Origin of the sequence: Streptosporangium sp. NPDC050284 (genome assembly GCF_044459525.1) — a bacterium.
In the GTDB taxonomy this organism is placed as follows: domain Bacteria; phylum Actinomycetota; class Actinomycetes; order Streptosporangiales; family Streptosporangiaceae; genus Streptosporangium.
This window is the reverse complement of the sequence record NZ_JBITIZ010000005.1, coordinates 5,068-24,843: the sequence shown is the minus strand read 5'-3', so window position 1 is coordinate 24,843 and position 19,776 is coordinate 5,068. Positions and strand designations below refer to the sequence as shown.

The window sequence follows — 19,776 nt, the reverse complement described above, 5'->3', positions numbered from 1 at the left end:
GGTGTGGCCGGTGAGGGTGCGGATCAGGCCGCCGGTGACCGTATCCCAGATCTGCACCGTCCCGGCAGAACCTGAGCTGGCCAGGCGCTTACGGTTCGGGCTGAACGCCACCGAGTTCACCCTGTGGCTGTCACTGGTGAGGGTGCGGATCAGGCCGCCAGTGTCCGCATCCCAGATCCGTACCGTCTTGTCGTCACCGGCGGTGGCCAGGTGCTTGCCGTCCGGGCTGAACGCCACCGAGTTCACCGCGCCTGTGTGGCCGGTGAGGCCTTTCAGGACGCTTCGTGCAGGCTGGTTGACCACCGCGTACATGCTCGTGCGGGCGTCGCTGGTCGAAGCGATCGCCCATGCCGCCGCTGCCAGGCGTGCCGATGTCACCGGGTCGCCGGGCAAGGATTGGCTGTCGGCGGCCAACTGGCTGGACACCGCCGGTCGTCGCCGTTCGGCATCGGTGGCCTGCTGGTCGGCGTCCTGGGCGAATCGCACGGCGGCTATCGCGGTGATGATGGAGATGACCAGGAGCCCGGCCAGGACGGAGAACAGCGCCTGCCAGCGACGCCGGGTGCGGGTGACAGCCCGGGTGCTGGCGTTAAGGAAGGCGGTGGCGGCCTCGGGCAGCCTGAGGTGGCGGCCGAGGTCGGCGTGCCAGCCCGCCGCAGCATGCTGGGCCGTTTCCAGCCGGGTGCCGCGGTACAGGAACGACGCATCCTGGCCGGCCTGCGCCCATTCGGTGGCGTCCTGGCAGATCTCGCCGTGCAGGATGCGATCGGCTTGCTCTTCGGCCAGCCAGGAGCGCAGGCGTGGCCAGGCGCTCAGCAGGACGTCGTGGGCGAGTTCGACGGTGCCGGCCGCCGCCAGGTCCGCGAGCTCCGCCGCAGGATCGCCCGCCGCCGTGGACGAAGCGCCGCTGCCCGCAGCGGTCGAGCCGGACACACCTGGTGCGCCGGCGGGCGCGGATACGGGGACAGGGGACGCGGCACCGGTCACCATCAGCCGGGCACGGGTGAAGGCGCTCACGATCTGGCGGGCCACCTCCGGCTCGGCCGGCTCGCAGCGAGCGGCCAGCTCACCGACGCTCGCGCGCTGCCGCACGGGCTGCCCGTCGGCGCCGATGAGGGTCAGCGCCAGTAACACCCCTTGCGCGGTCTGCTGCTGCCGTGGGGTCAGGTTGAGGTAGGCGTCTTCGGCGGCGTCTTGGACGGCGGAGGCGACGCCGCCGGAGCGGTCGTAGCCGTGCAGGGTCAGCTGCCCGTCGTGGCGGTGGCGCCAGGTGCGCACCATCGCCATCGACAGCAGCGGCAGCGCCCCCACCACCGAGCCGCCGCCCGGCGCCTCGTCCGCGGTGGCCCGGGTGTGCGCGATGAGGTCGCGTACCACCTGCTCGGCCAGGCCATCCTGGACCCGCAGCCCGGCCGCCGCGGCCGGTCCGGTGATCGCCCGGCGCAGTTCCGGCTCGCTCATCGGGCCCAGCACGAACGCCCGCTCCTCCAGCGCCCGCGCCAACGCCGGGTGGGCGGCGCACCGGTCGATGAAGTCGCCGCGCACCGCCAGCACCACGATCCCGGCCGGCTCCCGATCGTGCCGCCCCTCACCCGGCCGGCCGGCCGCCTCCCGGCCGTGATCCGGCGGTCCTGCTGGGGTGGCGATCGCATCCAGCGCGGCCACGAACGCGGGTGCCTCCTCGGCGTGCCCGCGCACCGACGAGGTGAACAACTCCTCGAACTGGTCCACCACCATGATCAGCCGCCGCGGGGTCTGGCCGGAGCCGCCCTGCTGGCGGCGGCGGATCGCCTCGGCTGCCAGCACCTGCCGGGCCCGCGCCCTGGCCCGGGCCGGGTCGGCACGCAGTTCGCCCAACACGACATCGGGGTCGGCGCCGCACCGCACCGCCAGCTGCACGGCCAGCTCCTGCAACGGCCGCTCAGAGGGGGTGAAGCACACCTGCGGCCACGACGAGCAACCGCTGGGATCGTCGGCGGTGGCGGTCAGGGCGGGCAGCAGCCCGGCGTGCAGCAGCGACGACTTGCCCGCCCCGGAGGCGCCGGTCACCATGATCAGACCGCCGTCCGGGCGCTCGGTGGTGGCCATCGCCTGCAGCCGGGCGGTGGCCTGGCCCCGCCCGTGGAACAGCGTCGCCTGCTCCGGGCCGAACGGCGCCAGCCCCTGATAGGGACAGCCGTCGGCCCACACCAGGGCGCTGCTCGCTGCGGGCAACGTGCGCAGCCGGCCAGGGCCGGTGCCGAGAAGCGCCCACCAGGCGTCACGGTCGGGGAGGGTGTCGATCAGGGTGATCGGCACGATGGTCAGGTCTGAGGCGCCCTGACGCGGCGCGTGTTCCGACACCACCCCAACGACCAGGTCGCCGGCCAGCACCGCTGCCCCGGACATGCCCGACCAGGTCGACCCGGCCAGCGTCGTGCCGGCCGAGGGCAGCGGCGGCCCCTCCGGGCGATGGCCGGTCTGCAGGGTGAGCAGGCCCGGCCCCGGCCGCTGCGAGATGGGGATCCGGCCGCTGACCTGGGCGGCCTGGCGGACCGTCGTCGCATCGTGGCCGCGCTCCAGGAAACGCGGGAACCCCACCGCGCCGCAGTCCTCGACCACTTCCAGCCGCTCCGTACGATCGGCGACGCGCGCGAACCCGATCATTGGCAGCAGCCCGATCTCCGCCGGCGCGTCCTCGGTGAGCTCCAGCACGGCCAGATCCGCGTGCCCGACATCTCCACGCAGCAGCACCCGCGCCCGCCAGCTCGTCTTCGGGCCGTCGGGCCAGGGGATGGCGCGCCGGACTTCGATGTCGCCGTCGGCGACGGCGTGCAACGAGGTCAGAACGTGGCGGCCGTCGATCATGAAACCCGAGGCGACCTGCCACTCCGTCCGGGTCCCCGAGCCGCGGCTGACGGTGAGCTGGGCGATGACCTCGACGAACCGGTCCTGGATCGCCACCAGCACGGCTGCCCCCTTGGCTAGCCCGGCTTGGCGGACGAGTGACGGGATACCTTGACCGGGTCACCCTGCGCATCGACGGGCGGCTGCAAGACGACGGTCACCTTCTGCACCCGGTCGTGCTCGATCTTGCCGCCGGCGCCGGCCTCCAGCACCCACACCTTGACCTTGCCGCTGCCCTCGCCGGTCTTCTTCACCCCGACCTGGAACTCCAGCGTCACCTCCCCGACGGGGAACTGGATGTCCGCATCAGCGCCCGCGGCGATCGCCTCCCGCAGCTCCTGACGGATCTGCTCGATCGCCTCCGGCAGCCCAAGCTCCGCCACACGCCCTCCCACCGCACCAGGGACCCGGCCAGGAACCCGATCTTAGGCCGCCGAACGCCTGCGGCGCCGCACTTCCCGCCGATCCCCCCACAACCGACACCAGATGACGATGGTCGCCGGTACGGCGGCGCTGGCAGCGACCGCGCATGGCGCCATCAGCCAACTGTCGGCAAGTTTCGTGAGCGGAGCGGGCACACTCCGAAGGAGGCCAGCTCAGTGAGGCGGTCAGGGAGGGACGGTTCATGGAAGCAGCCGAACCGGACGGCGACCCCCCGTTGACGGGCTTCAGCGACGCGCAACGCCTGCAGGCGCTCGAACGCTGGCGGCTGCTGCGGCCCCACCTCCAAGACGATGTCCCGCTGGCCCGCATCGCCGCCTCCTGCGGGGTCCCCAAGCGGACGTTGCGCCGGTGGCGCGCCGCCTATCAGGCCAGCGGCCTGGCCGCGCTGGTGCGCCGGTCGCGTTCGGACCGCGGCCGAGCACGGATGCCCGAGCCGTTGCGGCTGCTGATCGAGGGCCTGGCGCTGCGGCCGCCCCGCCAGAGTGTGGCGGTGATCCACCGGCAGGCCGCCAGCGTCGCCACCGCGCAGGGCTGGCCGGTCCCCGCCTACTCCACGGTGCACGAGATCGTCCGCAACCTCGACCCGGCGCTGGTGGCGCTCGGAGTGGAGGGCAGCAAACGCTACCGGGAGGTGTATGAGCTGGTGCATCGCAGGGAAGCGTCCCAGCCGAACCAGGTCTGGCAGGCCGACCACACCGAGCTGGACCTGTGGGTGCTGGACCCCAAGGGGCAACCGGCCCGGCCGTGGCTGACCACCATCGAGGACGACCACTCCCACGCGATCGCCGGGTACGCGGTCAACCTGGAGGCGCCCTCGGCGCTGTCCACCGCGCTGGCCTTCCGGCAGGCGATCTGGCGCAAGGCCGAACCGGGCTGGCACGTGTGCGGCATCCCCGAGATCTTCCGCCTCGACCACGGCCCGGATTTCACCTCCGCCCATCTGGAACAGGTGATGGCCGACCTGCGCGTGCGGCCGGTGTTCAGCAAGAAGGGCCAGCCGCACGGCCACGGCAAGATCGAACGGTTCATGGAGACCATGAACCAGATGTGCCTGGCCCACCTGCCCGGCTACGCCCCCAAGGGCAGCACCGGCCGCGCCGCCCAAGCCCCCCTGACCCCGCCCAGCGCTGACGACTCCACGGCGCGCGCGTACACCACCGACCGTCCCCCACCCGCGTCTGAGCCCGGCCCCGCTCCCGCGAACCGATCCGAGCCGGCGCCCGCGCCGCTCCTGGTGACCAAGGAGCACCGCAGGTTCGGCGAGTTCGCCGAAGCCGTCCGCCGCAAACGCTACATCGGCCTGTGCTACGGCGGCCCGGGCGTCGACAAGACCGAATCCGCCCGCGCCTACACCCGCTGGGACCAGCTCGCCCCGCACTTCAACGGGCAGGGATCGGCCGCCGCGCCCGAGGCCGACAACGTGCTGGCCGGCCGTGCCGTCATGTACACCCCCAAGGTCCACAGCACCCCGGACAAGCTCGACAAGGAGATCTCCCTGCTGTGCGACCGGCCCGGCCGCACCGTCGACCTCATGCTGCAGACCGGCCGGGGCAACGGCGACAACTCTTCACCTCAGACCAGCTCCACCGGTGCCGAGCTCCTGATCGTGGACGAGGCCGACCGGCTCAAAACAGCTGGGCTCGAACAGCTCCGCGATCATCATGACCGCACCGGCATCGGTGTGATCCTTATCGGCATGCCCGGCATCGAAAAGCGCCTGGCCCGCTACCCCCAGCTCTACTCCCGGGTCGGCTTCATCCACCACTACAAACCCCTCTCCGCCGACGAACAGGCGCACGTCCTGGACCGCAAATGGCCCCATCTGGGCCTTGGCGCGAGCGACGATTTCGCCACGACCGAGGCCATCGCCGCCATCACCCGCATCACCAGCGGAAATTTCCGCCTCATCACCCGCCTCGTCGACCAGATCGAACGCGTCCTGGAGATTAACCAGCTGAGCACCGTGACCAAGGAAGTCGTCGAAGCCGCCCGTGAGAACCTGATCATCGGCGTCATGTGAGGCTCCCGCCTCGAACTCGCGACCCACCACATCGACAACCCCGGCCCCGCCACGGCGGGGCCGTACTCGTACCGCCACGAGATCACGTCCGGCCAAATAGCACTGGAGATCCCGGCCATTTACCGCCGGAACTTACAAGCAAACAGCCCCAGCCTCAGCCGGATGACATCAGCCTGAGACAAATCGCGATGACATCCGGCTGAGACAATCAGCATCTGCTCAGCTCATGGCATCGTCAGATGACGGATGAACCGGGATCCCACACTTCGGGGGTTCGTGGAGACCTTACGCCCGGACGAGCGCTCCCGCGGCCGTGGAACGATCAGCCGCGGGAGGTTATCTGCTGCACGGCCCAGCCGTTGCCGTCCGGGTCCTTGAAGAAGACGAATCCCACGTTGTCGAGGTCGTCCCCCTCACGGCTCGGGCGGGCGCCCGACGGGCCCAGCACCTGGACCTCGCTCACCTCTACGCTTCGCTCGACGAGGTGCGCACGGGCCGCGTGGACGTCCGAGACCACCAGTTGCGGGCCCTGGAGCGAGCCCGGCTCCATGGCGACGAACCCCTTCCCCAGGACGATCGAGCAGCCGGACCCCGGAGGAGTGAGCTGGACGAGTTGGGGTCCGCCGTCGATCCGGGTGTCGTGGTCCACCGTGAAGCCGAGCTTCTCCGCGTAGAAGTCCTTGGCACGGTCGATGTCACTGACCGGGACCACGACCACTTCCAGGGTCCAGTTCACGAGTTCGCTCCTTCTGCCGGCGGCACCTGTTGCGGAGGTGCGGCTCACGGCGGCAACGGCACGACCGGCCCTGTCGCCGCGACCTCGCCCGCCTTCTCAGGCCGGCGAGTCCCGCGAACATGAGTCGAGCCGGTCGGCGCCCACCCTTCGATAACCTATTCGTTCTATAACCATTCGGTTTTCTACAGGCCCGTGTGGCGGCTGTCAACCGCCGCCGACCTCAGACCCCACGCCCGGAACGCCCGCTCAGGTGTCCGCGCCGATCACCCGCGCGGCGGCGAGGTAGGCGGCGAGCAGGCTCTCGGCGACCGCCGTCACGGTCTCGTCTCCGGGCAGGAAGTACGGGCTGTGCAGCCCTGCGGTCGTGTCGGTGCCCACGAACAGCATCAGCGACGGCACGACCGACGCGAAGTGGGCGAAGTCGTCGGCGCCGCAGGAGCGCAGCGTCGCCGGCATGTGGTGGGCGACCTCGACGAGGATGCGGCCGGTCTCCTCGGCGAGCCGGGCGTCGTTGACGAGCACCGGCTCCCCGTTCGCGATCCGTACCTCCGCCTCGCAGCCGTGGACACGGGCGACCCCCTCGACGACCTCGCGGAAGCGGTGGTGCAGCTGCCGACGCCAGGGCTCCGACATCGTACGAAGGGTGCCGCGCGCCGCGGCCTGTCCCGGGATCGCGTTGGGGGCGTTGCCCGCCGACACGGTCCCGAAGGTGACCACGGTCGGCGTCATCGGGTCGGCGTCGCGGCTCACGAGCTGCTGCGCGGCCACGATGATCTGGGCGAGCGCGAGAACCGAATCACTCGACAGGTGGGGGTAGGCCGCGTGTCCGCCCTGCCCGCGGACGACGACGGCGAACTCGTCGGAGGAGGCGTTGACCGCGCCGGGGGTGCAGGCCGTCTCACCCGCGCCGAGCACCGGCTGGACGTGTGCCGCGATCATCGCGCCGACCTGGTTCCTGCGCAGCGCGCCCGACTCGACGATGTCCCTGGCACCGGAGGGAGGGGTCTCCTCACGCGGCTGCAGCACCGCGACCATCGGCGCCGGCGCCCGTACCCTGTCGACCGCCCTGGTCAGCGCGACCAGGGCCGCGAGGTGCACGTCGTGGCCGCAGGCGTGCATCGCGCCGTTGCGCGAGGCCCAGGGAACGTTCGTCTCCTCGGGGATCGGCAGGGCGTCCAGCTCTCCACGTACCCCGACGGCGAGTCCCTCGCCGCCGACCCGCAGGAGCGCGCCGGTCACGGCCACCCGCTCCATCGCGCTGCCCTCGGGCAGCGCGTCCAGCACACGCTTGAGGGTCGGCTCCTCCTTTCCCGAGACACACGGCTCGGCGTGCAGTTCCCGCCGTAGCTGGAAGGCGGCGGGCATTTCGGCGTGGAGGGCGGCACGGAGCCGCTCACGAACCTCGTTCATCGCCCCTCCCCGGGCCGGGGGGCGTCGTGGCCGACCCTCACGCGCCCTCCTGTGCGAGCGCGCGGACATGGGTGCCGATCATGGATCTCCCTCTGCTGTGCGTGGTGCCGTTCTCGTGGTGCTTGGGTGAGGCGGGGCCGTTCCCAAGGAAATGTCATGCCCGAATATCCCCTCCGGCTCACCCGCCGATCGATCTATCCCCTCCGGCTCACCCGCCGACCGGTCGCTCCACCTCACCGGGCGCCTCGCCCGTCATCGTGCCCGCGCCCTTCCCCCGGACGGCGTACGCGAGGGTGAGGGTGACAACGGCGATCGGGAAGACGGCGGCGACGAGGATGCCGGTGCGCAGACCGGAGCCGCCGTCGTCGGGGAGCGCGGCCGACAGGGTGGCGAGAAACCCGTCGGCGGCGGCGGAGGCGTCCGCGGCGGCTCCGGCGATCCAGGGGCCGACCGCGCCACCGGCGTCCCCGAAGACGGCGAGCACGCCGAACATCGCGGCGCCGCCGAGGGGGAAGCGGGCCGCGGCGAGGCTGAAGGTGCCAGGCCACAGGAGGCTGACGGCGAGGCCGCACACCGCGCAGCCGATGAGGCTGACCACCGGGTTGGAGGACAGGCAGACGACGAGGTAGCAGACGGTCGCCAGCGCGCCGCACGCGGCCATCGCGGGAACCAGCGGGATCTTCTCACCCCACAGGCCGTAGACGATGCGGCCGATCCCCATCAGGACCGCGAACAGGCACGGACCCGCCAGGTCGCCCCACACCTTGGAGACCCCCAGCCCTTCCTCGGCGAAGAGGGAGGACCACTGCGACATGGTCAGCTCGGCCGCGCCCGCGCTGAGCATCAGCACGAGGGCGGCGGCGAAGGCGGGGGCCCCGAAGAGCGCCCGCAGGGAGGTGCGGTGCTCGTCGGGTACGGTCGCGGGCAGCGGCACCCTCAGGAACGCCACCATGTTGACCAGCGGGACCAGCGCCCAGGCGACGGGCAGGACCTGCCAGGCGTCCTGGCCGATCCAGGCCAGCAGCAGCGTGCTGCCCGCCACCACCGCTACCTGTCCCCAGCAGTAGAAGGAGTGCAGCAGGCTCATCGCCGCGGCCTTACCCTCCTGCGGGCTGGGCAGCGCGTCCACGACCGGGCTGACGAGCACCTCCAGCAGGCCGCCGCCGACGGCGTAGACGATGATCGCGACGCACAGTCCCAGGTACGGGGAGGGCGACATGACCGGGGCCACCGCGAGCAGCATCAGTCCCAGCGCCGACAGGATGTGGGCCAGCACCAGCGGGACGCGGTAACCGGTCCGGTCCACGAACTTCACGGCCACGATGTCGGTGACCAGCTGGGTGGCGAAGTTGAGCAGTACCAGGCGCCCGAGCATCTCCAGCGGCAACTGGTAGCGGGTCTGGAACACGATGAACAACAGGGGGGCCAGGTTGTTGACGATGGCCTGGGTGACATATCCGGTGTAGCAGGCGCGGCGGGTGTGGTCGTACGTCGTCATGGGTGATGCGTTTCTCTCCCTGGGGGGCTGACCGTCCCGCACACTACGGGGCGCGCCGGCACCGCGGGACATCCGCCCCCGACGTGCGAAAACACCAGGCCATCAGGAGGGCCGGACGGCCGCGCGGCCTTGGGCGGCTGACCCCTCACACCTGGCGGACGGCTGTCTTGGGCGTGGGCCTCTCACCCCCGGCGGACGATCGTGCTCCCGAGCCGCGCGTTCCCCGGGCGGCCGGGCGGTTTGGGGCGCGTGGCGCCTACTTGAGCTGCAGGACCGGGGCGACGGCGGAATGCGAGCGGGGGGAGGTGGGAAGGCATAGGACGAACCAGACGATCTTTCCCCCGGTGGCGGGATGGGCGACGCCCCAGTCGTCGGCGAGGGAGTCGACGATCTGGAGGCCCCGGCCGCTGGTGGCGTCCATGTCGCGGGCACACATGCGGGGAACTCCCGCCCCGGGGTCGAAGAGCTCACCGCGGACGAGGTTCTCGCCACCTCGGATTCGCAGCGCGCACGCGGCACCGCCGTACCTGACGGCGTTGGTGACCAGCTCGCTCACGATCAGCGTGCAGTCGTCTATGAGATCGTCAGCGCCCCACAGGGAGAGCTCTCGGCGAACCAGCGAGCGGGCGTCGCGCACGCTCGCGGGGACGGCGGGCAGCAGGCACTCGCCTACGTACTCGTGGGCGACCTCGAGGGCCGCCGCGGATGAGTTGTGCTGGAGAGACACTGCGCCTCCTTCTGATGGGAGCGCTCCCATGACAAATGTAGAACATCCGGTCACGTCTGGGAATTGATTCCTCCTTACTTGTTTCTATTAGATGTCGTAAGAGTGACGATAAGCCAGTTCGTTTCGTGACGTTTGGGGAGGATGAGGTCACAGACCCCAGCCGGCACCATCACTGCCCCTTCCGGGACACCACGCCACACCACCTGGGCGGATTCCCCGCCTTCCGTGAACCCGCCCGTGCCCTCGTCTCCCGCCCACCCCGGGACCACCGCGCCTGGAAGGGCCGCGACCACGTCAGCGCAGCTGGGGAAGGACCTTCGCGCCGAAGGCGTCGATGAAGGGAGCCTGCTCCTGGCCCACGTGGTGCAGATAGATCTCCTCGAAGCCCAGGTCGGCGTACTCGTTGATCCTGGCGGCGTGCCAGCCCAGGTCGGACGAGACGTTGACGACCTCGGCGATCTGCTCGGACGAGACGTCCGCGGAGACCACGTCGAAGAGTTCGGGGGTGTCGAGGTCCCAGCTGACCGGCGGGGAGAAGACATTGCTCCGCCACTGGTGGTGGGCGATGGCCATCGCCTCGTCGTCACTCTCGGCCCAGCTGAGGTGAACCTGGAGCGCCACCTTCCCCTTACCTCCGGCGTCCCGGTAGGCGCCGATGACCTCGCGCAGGTGGTCGACCGGCCCTCCCACGGTGATCAGACCGTCGGCCCACTCCGCGCACCAGCGGGCCGTGTCGACGCTCACCGCCGCGCCGACCAGCTTCGGCGGGACCTGGGGCCGGGTCCACAGCCGGGCGCGGTCGACGGTCACCAGGCCGTCGTGGCTCACCTCCTCCCCCGCCAGCATCGCCCTGATGATGTCGACGCACTCCCGCAGTCGCCGCGTGCGAAGCTCCTTGCGCGGCCAGCGGTCACCGGTGATGTGCTCGTTGCTCGCCTCACCCGTGCCGAGGGCGGCCCAGAAGCGCTCGGGGAACATCGCCCCGAGGGTGCCGATCGCCTGGGCGATGATCGCGGGGTGGTAGCGCTGGCCGGGGGCGTTCACAACGCCGAACGGCAGGTTCGTCGCCTGAAGCGCCGCGCCCAGCCAGGACCAGGCGAACCCCGACTGCCCCTGTCGCTCGCTCCACGGGGAGAAGTGGTCCGACGACATCGCCGCCCCGAACCCCGCCTGCTCGGCCTGGGTGACGGCTTTCAGAAGCTCTGCCGGATGGATCTGCTCGTGTGAGGAATGGAAGCCATAAGTCGTCATCGCCTCCGGCTACCCGGGAGAAGGCCGTCCATTCGGGCACACGCCCCCGACCTGGCCGTACAGGTGCCCCTCTCGAATGAGTGGCCGGACCGGATCCCGACAGGTGGCCTGCTCGGACGGGTGGCCGGGCCGGGCCCGTACGGGTGAACGGGCCGGACGGGAAGCGCGGTACCGCCCGAGGTCACGGACGGCACCGCGCTCAGCTCTTACCCGAGTCTCACCCGGTCCTCAGCAGGCCCCTCAGGAGGCCTCAGTAGGCCGACGTGTAGGTGACGAACGAGAGCCGGTCGACGCGGGTGGCCGCGTCGTAGCAGGCGACGTTACGCACGATCGCGGTGCCGGAGAAGGTACTCCAGAGGGTCTGCAAGTTGCAGAACTCGGGGCCCGGCCCGTACGCGGTGACCTGGACCTGGTCCTGCAGGAGCCCGACCTTCGGGAAGGTGACCAGACGCAGACCGAGTCCTGCGCTCTGGATCGTGTTCGTGGCCCCCTGGGAGTTGTAGTTCAGGCCCGCGGGCGTCGGCGCGTACGGGCCGGGGTTGGCCGGGTTGGTGTCGAAGGTGTAGGCGAAGTTCTTCGGCGGGATCGCCGCGCCGGTGATGGCGCGTTCACGCTGGTAGGTGAGGGTCCATCCGGTGTTGAGCGGCGCGTTCGTCGCGTTGTGGCAGCGCACCTGGACCGCCTGCGCGCCCACGCCGGGAGACCAGGCGCCGACCTTGCAGCGGGCGGGCTGGCTGGAGTTCACCGCGGTGACCTGGAGGTTTCCCGCGGCACTCGCCGAGCCGAGGCCCGGCAGGTTGACCGTCCAGACGCCCGCACCCCCGGCGACGGTGTTCACGCCACCGGCCGAGTTGAACTGGTCGGCGATGCCGGCGCCGTTGTGGTGCACGTAACCGAACGCCTGCGGTGCGGGCAGGGTGCCGGTGCTCTGCTCGAAGACGATGCTGTACGGGGTGAAGACCTGAGCCCCTCCGTACCGGTAGCACTGCACCGCCACCATCAGGTCGGGTCCCGAGGGGCCCCATTTCTGTACCTGGCACCAGTAGGCGTTCTGGGAGATCGCCGTGACGTGGACGACGCCGCCGTTGATCGCGAGCTGCGGGAACCTCACGTACGTCTGCCCGACCACGCCGGGGGTGACCGTGACGTTGAAGCCCGGCGCCCAGCTGCCCGCCTGGTGGTTGATGTCGGGGACGCCGGAGGTCACGTCGACCACCGCGAAACCCCACCGGTTGGGAACGGCGGCCTGCGCGCCCGTGGCCGCCGCTGTGACGCTCGCGGCGAGCATCGCGATGACACACAGGATTTGGAACATGACTCTTCGTAACTGTGGCATGCCGTACTCCATCGGCTTGGGGGGTTGGGCGATCGGACGCGACCGAGGAACCAGTGAGTGGAAATGTCTGGAATCACAGTTCGTCCTGAGCTCTTGATAACCCGCCCGTCCCCCCTTGAAAAGACCCAACCTGACGGGTGAGATGACTTCGTCTCCCCAGATCAGGTCAGGGTCCGGACCAGATGGCGGTCTTCTTCCCAGGAGATCACCCGGTCGTTCCTGCGAGTACCGTATGAACAACGCACAGCCGATCCGCCAGGATCCACGAGACGGGGTGTGAGACCGTGCCGGAGCTCGAACCGAACGTTCCGCGTGTCATGTGGCAGTTACTTGAGCCCCTGCACGCCGTCACCTACTTCGCCCCCGAGGCTCTGGCGGCGTCCGACGCGGTCGGCATGCGCGGTTTCTGGATGGGCTACTTCGCGTCCAGGGCGGCGCCCCTCGGGCCGGTCGGCCCCGGCGTCGTCACGGCGGCCTTCCACGGTTTCCACCCCGTGAGGGTCGCCAGGGCGCTCCCCGACGCGTGGACGTTCGCGACCCCCGGCGACGTGCTGCGCGCCAGGCTCGACGGGGCGGGAGCGGCGCTGCGGAACGCGCTCACCGACAAGGTGATCGGATCGGACGACATGCGCGCGGCGGCCGACCTCGCCTGGGAGGCCGCAGGGCTCGCCGACACCGCCGGTCGGGTGCTCGGCGCGGCCAACCAGGCGCTGCCCGCGCCCGACGAACCGCACCTGCTGCTCTGGCAGGCCGCGACCACGCTGCGCGAGCACCGGGGCGACGGGCACGTGGCCGCCCTCGTCGCCCACGGCGTCTCCCCCGTCCAGGCCCACCTGCTCAAGGTCGCGGCGGGCGAGACGGACCTGGAGCAGCTGCGTCTGGGACGGCACTGGGACGACGAGGAGTGGGAGGCCGGTGCCGCCGCCCTGCGCGAGCGCGGGTGGGTCGACGACTCCGGCCTTCTGACGGCCGAGGGCGCACGGGAGCGCGGGCGAATCGAGCGGCTCACCGACGAGGCGGCGGCCACCCCGTGGCGCGCCCTGGGAGACGAGCGCACCTCCGAGCTCGCCCTGCTGCTCCACCCGCTGACCACGGCCGTCCTGGAGTCGGGCGTCATTCCGCCCTCGAACGCGATCGGCCTGCCGAGCTCACTCGCGGAAAGCGAGGACGGCCGGGGGCTCACGCTCCCGGCCGTCCCGTCGCGGATCGGCTGAGGGGGATCAGCCGAACGGCAGCCGTACGAAGGACCGGTTACCGACACCGAGGCTGACGGTGTTGTTGCCGATGGCGTTCCAGACCTCGACCCTCACCCGGCCGTTCGACAGGTTGCCGAGCGTGCCAGAGGAGGACTGCGGGCCGGCCGCCTGCGTGTAGTGCTCCCAGCCGGTCACCGGGTCGGTCGCGAAGTAGGCGTAGGTCTCCACCCTGTCCCAGCTCCCGTCGCCGGTCAGGTCGTAGGAGACCCTGACCTGGGTGCCGTTCGCGATCGAGGTGCCCGAGTCCAGGAAGAGGTCGAACGCGGTGGTGCCGCCGTTGCGGTTGGCGGTGAGACCGGTCGCCGTGAAGACCTGGGCGTTGGTCGGGACGCCGTCGTGGTTGCCGTTCGCGGCGGCCAGCGTGACGCTGCCCGCCGTACCGGTCGTGCCCGTCAGCCCTCCGCCGCTCTGCAGGTAGCGCGTCGCGGCGAAGACACCCGGGGTCGGGGTGGGGGTCGGCGTCGGAGTGGGGGTCGGCGTGGGGGTCGGGTCGGGGTTCGTGGTGCCACCCCCCGCGTTGCCGCCGCTCCAGGTGAAGGCGCCGGAGGTCGCCGTCTTGCCCGCCGGGACGTTGAGCACGGTGCCGTTGGAGAAGGTCACCGTGAGCGGGCTACCGGTGATGTTGGACGCGACGTAGGTGCGTGCCCCGTTCTTGCTGAACACCTTCGCCAGCGGGTGGTTGGCGGTGACGGAGTTGTCCACCGTGCCGAGGGCGGCCAGGTTGCGGATCCAGTGGAAGGTGTGCGCCCTGCTCTCCCCCTCCTCGGGGGTGTAGCCTCCGGCGGCGCGCAGGTTCGCCAGGGCCGCGTCACCGTTGCCCAGCGCCTGGAACTGCCAGATGATGTCCTGCCACACCGTGGGCGGTCCGCCGTTGTTGCGTACCAGTTCGGCGTAGTTGGTGTTCACGTAGGCGGGGTTGTCGCCCAGGTAGAAGTGACCGCCGGTGATCGGGAGCATGTTGATGCCCTGGATCATCTCCGGCTCGGCGCTGAACCAGGTGGCGTACGCGCCGCCGCTGCCCCAGACCATGCCGACCGTGCTGTGGCCGAAGGCGGCGGGAAAGTTCTGGTCGCGCACGTCGAACCAGTACTCCTGGATCGCCGCGGCCTGGGTCGTGTAGATGAAGATGCCCGCGTCGCGGACGGCGGTGTTGCCGGTGGCCTGTCCCCACTGGATGAGGGCGTTGGCGAAGTTCTGGCCCTCCGACGACGACTCCTGGTTGTTGCCCGAGCCGAACGCGCCGTGCCCTGCCGCCCAGTCGTGGCCCGCGTAGATGTCGAAGTCGCGCAGGTACGGGAAGCGGGTGTCGGACCGGTCGTAGTTGTTGGCGTCGCGGATCAGCAGGTCCACCATGCCGCCGTACTGGCTCGCCTTCGCCCAGTTGGGGTCGAACTTGGCGAGGGTCGCGGCGGCGGCGATGTAGTAGCCGTAGTGGAAGTGGTGGTCGTTGAGCTCCAGGTCGGAGCCGTAGGAGGCCGGGTAGCCGAGCAGGGTCCCCCAGTTCTGGTTGTAGTAGAAGACCCTGGTCGTCTTGCCCGGTGAGGCGGTGAACCAGTCGTTGAGGCGGGTGCGGATCGCGTTCAGCGCGGCGGTGCGCACCGACGTCAGGTTGAGCTGGTCGGCGATCTCCGCGATGCGGGCGGCCCGGCCCAGGCCCTTGCCCGTCCAGTAGGTGTCGTCGCCCCGGATGTCCATCGGGTTGCCGAGTTCGGCGTTGAGCTGGTTGGTGACCGTGGTGAGGTCCGCCCCCGAGCTGTCGGCCACCGCGGGGACCTCGGGCAGGACGCCGGTGTACTTCATCGTCGTCCTGAACTGCGTACCGGTGACGATCTTCATCGGCCCGCGTGCCGACACGTACGTCTGCGCCAGCGGCGTCGAGCCGGTCAGGTAGTTCCACTGGTGCGGGTAGAGCGCGATGACCGTGCCGGTCTGGCTGCCCTGCCTCGCCGTGGTGGTGAAGGCGTACGTCGTGGTCAGCGTGCTCGCGGACTGGTTGTAGGCGTACGAGACACGGGTGCCGGTGACGTGCGCGTGCGCGTACTGGCCGTAGGTGCTCGCCAGCGCCGCGCGGTCGCCGCCCACGGGGAGCGCCGCCACGGAGAAGAAGTCCTTGCCCGCCAAAGAGGAGCTGATCGTGGTGCCGCTCACCGACCAGGTCGCTCCGGTCGGCGCGTAGGCGACGTAGTCACGGCCGCCGACGGTGAAGCCGATGGTGGCGCCGCTGTTGGACCACACCGTGGGGGTGCCCGCGGCGGTGATCTGCGCGTTGCCGCCGGTGATCTGGAAGTACGCGAACGGCAGGCCGTGGCCGATGGTGGCCTTCATCGTCCGGCCCCCGCCGCTCCAGTACGGGGTGACGGTCCAGTCGCTCCAGCCGTCGACCTTGACGTCCGGCGAGTTCAGGCCCGCGACGCCGACGCGGATGTTCTCGACGTAGGGGTAGTGGTACTCGCCGACGCCGGTCGCGGTGCCGCTGATGGCGGGGGTGGTGTTGTAGGAGAAGCCGAGGCCGTTGCCGAAGGTGTCGTACGAGATCGGGTGCGCGTGGAGCGGCTCACCGTACGCGCAGTCGGTCTTCTTGTAGAGGATCGACGACCACCAGTCGTTGGTGGGCACGGCCCCCGCGGGGGCGTTGGACGTCACCCACTGGCGGGGGTTGGTGGAGATGGAGCCGCAGCCGGTCGGCAGCGAGCGTCCTGCGGGGAGGGTGTCGGCGTAGCTGCCGGCGCCGACCGTGGCGGCTTCCGCGGAGCGGGCGGCGCCGAGGCCGAGCAGCCCGGCCACCATCGCGACGACCACACCGGCGGCGAGGCGGCGACGGCGGGTCCTGAGGCGGGCCGCCGACCGGGCGAGTCGTCCTTCGCGGGGGTGCGCACTGTCCGGACCCGTGGTCCGGATCGAGGGATCCATAGGGGGTGCCTCCGGGGAGAGGAATCGGGCTCTGAAGCTGACCGATACGAGAGAGCGCTCTCTCACCGAAAAGTAACGGGATGCGTCACGTCAGTCAATGTTTCGCGTTGGTAACGAATAGGTAAAGCGTAGAGGTGCAGGCGGGAGGGCGTAAGCCCAGAAAAATAGGGCGTTCTACTGCGCATCGCCATCTTTTCATCCACCCGTCTACCACATCGCCCCTCTGGTCGACGATCAAGAAATGGCCCTACCCTGATCTGAGAGCGCTCTCATAACCGACCGACGCTCAACGTCGGCCGGCCCCCGACGGCGCCCACCCCCTCCCGCCCGTCGCCGGTCGACCTCCGAGGAAACCCCTCCCCGTTCACCGTCGGCCACCCCCTTGGCGGCGTGAACCCTTCACCTGGAACGTCCTCACCCCCACGCCCGCACATGCCTGATCACCAGGACGGACGCAACTGGCGAGACGGCGACAAAAACAGGGCTGGACACAGAGAGTGATGAAGAATTACTGTCAGTGAGCACACAGGCACCCTCTGCCCCAGGAGACATCATGCGAAGCAGGAAGCTCATGACCGCCGCGCTGAGCGCCGCCGTCGTCGCGGGTCTGACCACGATTACCGCCGCCGCTCCGGCCACGGCCTCCGTGCCCACCGTCCCCGATGCTCCCGCCGCCGTCGCCTTCAGCGGCTACCAGATCGTCAAGCTGCCGAACGCCAACGTGCCCAACTTCCAGCGCCGCGTGGTCCACTGCCCCGGCGGGAAGAAGGCCATCGGCGGCGGCGCCGAGGCGCAGGGCAACGGGGCCATACTGGTGGGCTCCTTCCCCACCGACGACGGCAACGGTTGGATCGGGCTCGGTCGCCAGATCGGCTACAACGACGTGGGCATCAGCGTCTACGCGATCTGCGCCAACGTCAGCTGATCACCGCTCCGCGACACCCGCCATCCCCCTGGCCCACTGCGACACCTTCCCCCTGTGACACAGCCCCCCTGTGACACAGCGCCCGGGCCACCACGGCGACCACCGTCCTCGTTGTCGCCACCGCCCCGCCCATCTCCCCCGGTGATCGCCGTCCCCGCGATCACCACCGTCTGATCACCTTCCCCTGATCAGCGTCCCCAGGGAAACACCGGCTCCGGCCAGACCAGAAAAGGTCCGACCGGAGCCGTTTCGCGTTCCCCCAGAACCGTCCCGCGAAGAACCCTGCCCCAGGGATCGCCCTCGCTCCGAACCAGTGGAGACTCAGCGCGCCGAACGGCAGCAGGAAAGCTGGTGTCACACCTCATCTGCCGCGTACGGTGTTCGGCGCGGTGGGCAGATCCGGAATAGACGGGGTTGAGCGGATGAGTGCGGAAGAAAGGCTCGAACGGGCCAGGTTGCTTTACGAACGCGCGGTCTTCGACGGTGAGGCCGGGGTGCTTGAGGTGGCCGACCGGGAGCTGAACGCGGTCGAGGCCGGTCTGGCCCTGGCCCGTGGCCGGATCATGCACGCGCGTTTCTTCGAGGACGGTGACGAGGATCCGCAGGAGCTGGCGCTGTTCGAACGGGCGACGGAGCTCTACCGGACGCTCGGCGACCTGCGCGGCGAGGGTGAGTCGCTGTTCTGGATCGGCATCTTCCACCAGGTCGTCCGCAGGAACGACGACACCGCGGTTCCGTTTTTCGAACGATCGCACGAGCTCGCGGTGCAGGTCGGCGACAAGCTGCTGATGTCGTACGCCCTTCGGCACCTGGGCACCGCGGAGCACGCCGCCGGACGGCTGGAGACGGCGCGGGAACGACTGGAGGAGTCGGTGCGGCTCCGCCGGGAGCTCGGCTTCCTGCCGGGCGTCGCCGCGAACATGGTCGGGCTGATCTACATCGCCGCCGCGGAAGGACGCCGTGACGACGCGCTCGCGTTGGCCGACGAGGCGAGTGCCCTCGCCGAGGCCAGTGGTGCGAGGAACATCGCGCGCCAGATCGAGGAAGCGCGCACGCGAGTGTAGGCGACCTCACCTCTGCCGGGCGCGGGACTCACAACCGCCATGCTGCGCCGGCCCGCGCGCGGGCGGGGCCGGCCGGTCCGGTCACGGCCGCCTCCTGAGCCGGGTCATCAGGAGACGGCCGTCGGCCGCGTTCTCTCAGGAGCGCGAGAGCACCTCGTCGAGCTTTGCGGCGAACTCCTCGTGCAGGCTGCCGAAGGCTCCGTGGTCACCGGGGAACATCACGTGCGTCCCCCCGATCTGCTCGGCGACGACGAAGGAGGCCCGGTAGGGCGGCTGCCCCTCCGAGGCTTCGCCCGCCACCATCACGACGCGCGCCGAGGAGGCCCGCAGCGCGTCGGCGTCGGGGATGTATCTCACGAACGGCGGCACCTCGTAGCCGATGAAGAACTCCATGTTCTTCTCCATCCGCGCCATCGTCTCCGCCACCTCGGGAGTGGGCTTCTCCTGCTCTCTCTGGCCGGCCGCCTCCTCGTGCTCTCTGCCGGTCCTGTCGAACCCGGTGGCGAAGGCCTGCATCGCGGCTCCGGTCCCCTCCTTGGCGAACGCCTCCTCCACGTCCCGGATGACATCGCGCCAGCGGTCGCGGTCGGGCAGCAACTCGAACAGCGGCGGCTCGTGGGAGACGAGGGTGCGCACCTGCTCGGGGTGGCGGGTGGCCAACTCCAGGCCGATGATCGCACCGGAGCTGTTGCCGAAGACGTACGCGGGCTCGTCGGCGGTGACACCCACCTCCACCAGCAGGCGGTGCGCGTCGTCGGCGTGCGTCTCGATGCTCTGCGACTCGGGCGGCCCGTCCAGAGGGCTGCGCGAGTTGCCGCGCCGATCGTAGGTCACCACCGTGTAGCGGTCGGCGAGCCGCTGGGCCAGACCCGCGTATCCGGCGGCGTCGTAAACCCCGCCGCAGATCAGCAACAGGGTCGGCCCCGAGCCGCGGATCTCGTAGTGAAGGGTCGCGCCGGGAACCTTCAGGGTGTTCGTCTTGACGGGCTGCATGGTCGCCTCTCCTCGAAAATCGTCGGCCGTCTCGCTTCGCTGATCACAGAGAATCGGAGCCACGGATGCGTTCTCGACATCCCCACCCGCACAGTCGCAGCGCAAGAGTGTCTCCTCCTGTGGCGGGCCACCCCGGGTTGGCGGCGCGTGCCGGACCGCACCACCGCCACCGTCCTCCCCACTTCCCCCATGGGGGACACCACGCGTCGGGGGGGGGGGGGGGGGGGGGGGGGGGGGCGGGCCGGGCGGCGGGGGGGGGGGGGGCCCCCGGGGGGGGGGGTGACATAAAGACGGGGGGGGGGAGGGAGGAACCCCCCGCC

The 19,776-nt window shown here is 70.4% G+C and carries 14 protein-coding genes; 4 read left to right on the top strand and 10 right to left on the bottom strand.

The genetic code is table 11. The features are described from left to right. Both ACIBH4_RS13450 and ACIBH4_RS13445 read right to left on the bottom strand, forming a co-directional pair. The coding region (locus tag ACIBH4_RS13450) for a trypsin-like peptidase domain-containing protein (protein WP_399172071.1) at nucleotides 1-2,949 on the bottom strand (2,949 nt) is incomplete at its 3' end. 14 nt (nucleotides 2,950-2,963) lie between these two features. After that, nucleotides 2,964-3,269: a trypco2 family protein gene (locus ACIBH4_RS13445; RefSeq protein ID WP_362512968.1), complete on the bottom strand. Its 306-nt coding sequence runs from the start codon at nucleotides 3,267-3,269 to the stop codon at nucleotides 2,964-2,966. 242 nt (nucleotides 3,270-3,511) lie between these two features. On the opposite strand from ACIBH4_RS13445, the gene ACIBH4_RS13440 reads away from it, so the two are divergent. After that, the gene (locus ACIBH4_RS13440; protein WP_362763563.1) at nucleotides 3,512-5,350 is read left to right on the top strand and encodes an AAA family ATPase; all 1,839 of its coding nucleotides are present in this window, start codon (nucleotides 3,512-3,514) and stop codon (nucleotides 5,348-5,350) included. Nucleotides 5,351-5,672: 322 nt separating this feature from the next. On the opposite strand, the gene ACIBH4_RS13435 is transcribed toward ACIBH4_RS13440, so the two are convergent. From ACIBH4_RS13435 to ACIBH4_RS13410, 6 genes are all read right to left on the bottom strand, one after another. Beyond that, nucleotides 5,673-6,086, bottom strand: coding sequence for a VOC family protein (locus ACIBH4_RS13435; RefSeq protein ID WP_362763561.1), 414 nt, complete (start codon nucleotides 6,084-6,086; stop codon nucleotides 5,673-5,675). 246 nt (nucleotides 6,087-6,332) lie between these two features. Then, on the bottom strand, nucleotides 6,333-7,496 hold the full coding sequence (locus ACIBH4_RS13430; protein WP_362512977.1) for a M20 family metallopeptidase: 1,164 nt from the start codon (nucleotides 7,494-7,496) through the stop codon (nucleotides 6,333-6,335). Between the two features lie 208 nt (nucleotides 7,497-7,704). Continuing rightward, complete coding sequence (locus ACIBH4_RS13425) at nucleotides 7,705-8,994, bottom strand: MFS transporter (RefSeq protein WP_362512980.1); 1,290 nt, start codon at nucleotides 8,992-8,994, stop codon at nucleotides 7,705-7,707. Between the two features lie 256 nt (nucleotides 8,995-9,250). Next, a complete protein-coding gene (locus ACIBH4_RS13420) occupies nucleotides 9,251-9,721 on the bottom strand; it encodes an ATP-binding protein (RefSeq protein ID WP_362512983.1) in 471 nt (156 codons plus the stop codon). 294 nt (nucleotides 9,722-10,015) lie between these two features. After that, a complete protein-coding gene (locus tag ACIBH4_RS13415) occupies nucleotides 10,016-10,972 on the bottom strand; it encodes a TIGR03885 family FMN-dependent LLM class oxidoreductase (RefSeq protein ID WP_362512986.1) in 957 nt (318 codons plus the stop codon). 250 nt (nucleotides 10,973-11,222) lie between these two features. Further along, nucleotides 11,223-12,308 (bottom strand): hypothetical protein, encoded by a 1,086-nt coding sequence (locus tag ACIBH4_RS13410; protein WP_362763558.1) that lies wholly within the window; start codon nucleotides 12,306-12,308, stop codon nucleotides 11,223-11,225. Between the two features lie 317 nt (nucleotides 12,309-12,625). Here ACIBH4_RS13410 and ACIBH4_RS13405 point away from each other — a divergent pair, with 317 nt between their 5' ends. Then, a complete protein-coding gene (locus tag ACIBH4_RS13405; RefSeq protein ID WP_362512992.1) occupies nucleotides 12,626-13,522 on the top strand; it encodes a hypothetical protein in 897 nt (298 codons plus the stop codon). Between the two features lie 6 nt (nucleotides 13,523-13,528). On the opposite strand, the gene ACIBH4_RS13400 is transcribed toward ACIBH4_RS13405, so the two are convergent. Beyond that, the gene (locus ACIBH4_RS13400; RefSeq protein ID WP_362763555.1) at nucleotides 13,529-16,474 is read right to left on the bottom strand and encodes a glycosyl hydrolase; all 2,946 of its coding nucleotides are present in this window, start codon (nucleotides 16,472-16,474) and stop codon (nucleotides 13,529-13,531) included. Nucleotides 16,475-17,027: 553 nt separating this feature from the next. Between ACIBH4_RS13400 and ACIBH4_RS13395 the strand changes: the two genes are divergently transcribed. Together ACIBH4_RS13395 and ACIBH4_RS13390 are read left to right on the top strand one after the other, a co-directional pair. Then, entirely contained in the window at nucleotides 17,028-17,399 is a 372-nt protein-coding gene (locus tag ACIBH4_RS13395) for a hypothetical protein (protein ID WP_362512999.1), read from the top strand. A 422-nt stretch (nucleotides 17,400-17,821) separates the two neighbouring features. After that, complete coding sequence (locus ACIBH4_RS13390) at nucleotides 17,822-18,463, top strand: tetratricopeptide repeat protein (protein ID WP_362513002.1); 642 nt, start codon at nucleotides 17,822-17,824, stop codon at nucleotides 18,461-18,463. Between the two features lie 135 nt (nucleotides 18,464-18,598). Here the strand turns inward: ACIBH4_RS13390 and ACIBH4_RS13385 are convergent, their stop codons facing one another. Beyond that, nucleotides 18,599-19,456, bottom strand: a complete 858-nt coding sequence (locus ACIBH4_RS13385; protein WP_362513004.1) for an alpha/beta hydrolase — start codon at nucleotides 19,454-19,456, stop codon at nucleotides 18,599-18,601. Nucleotides 19,457-19,776: the final 320 nt, after the last annotated feature.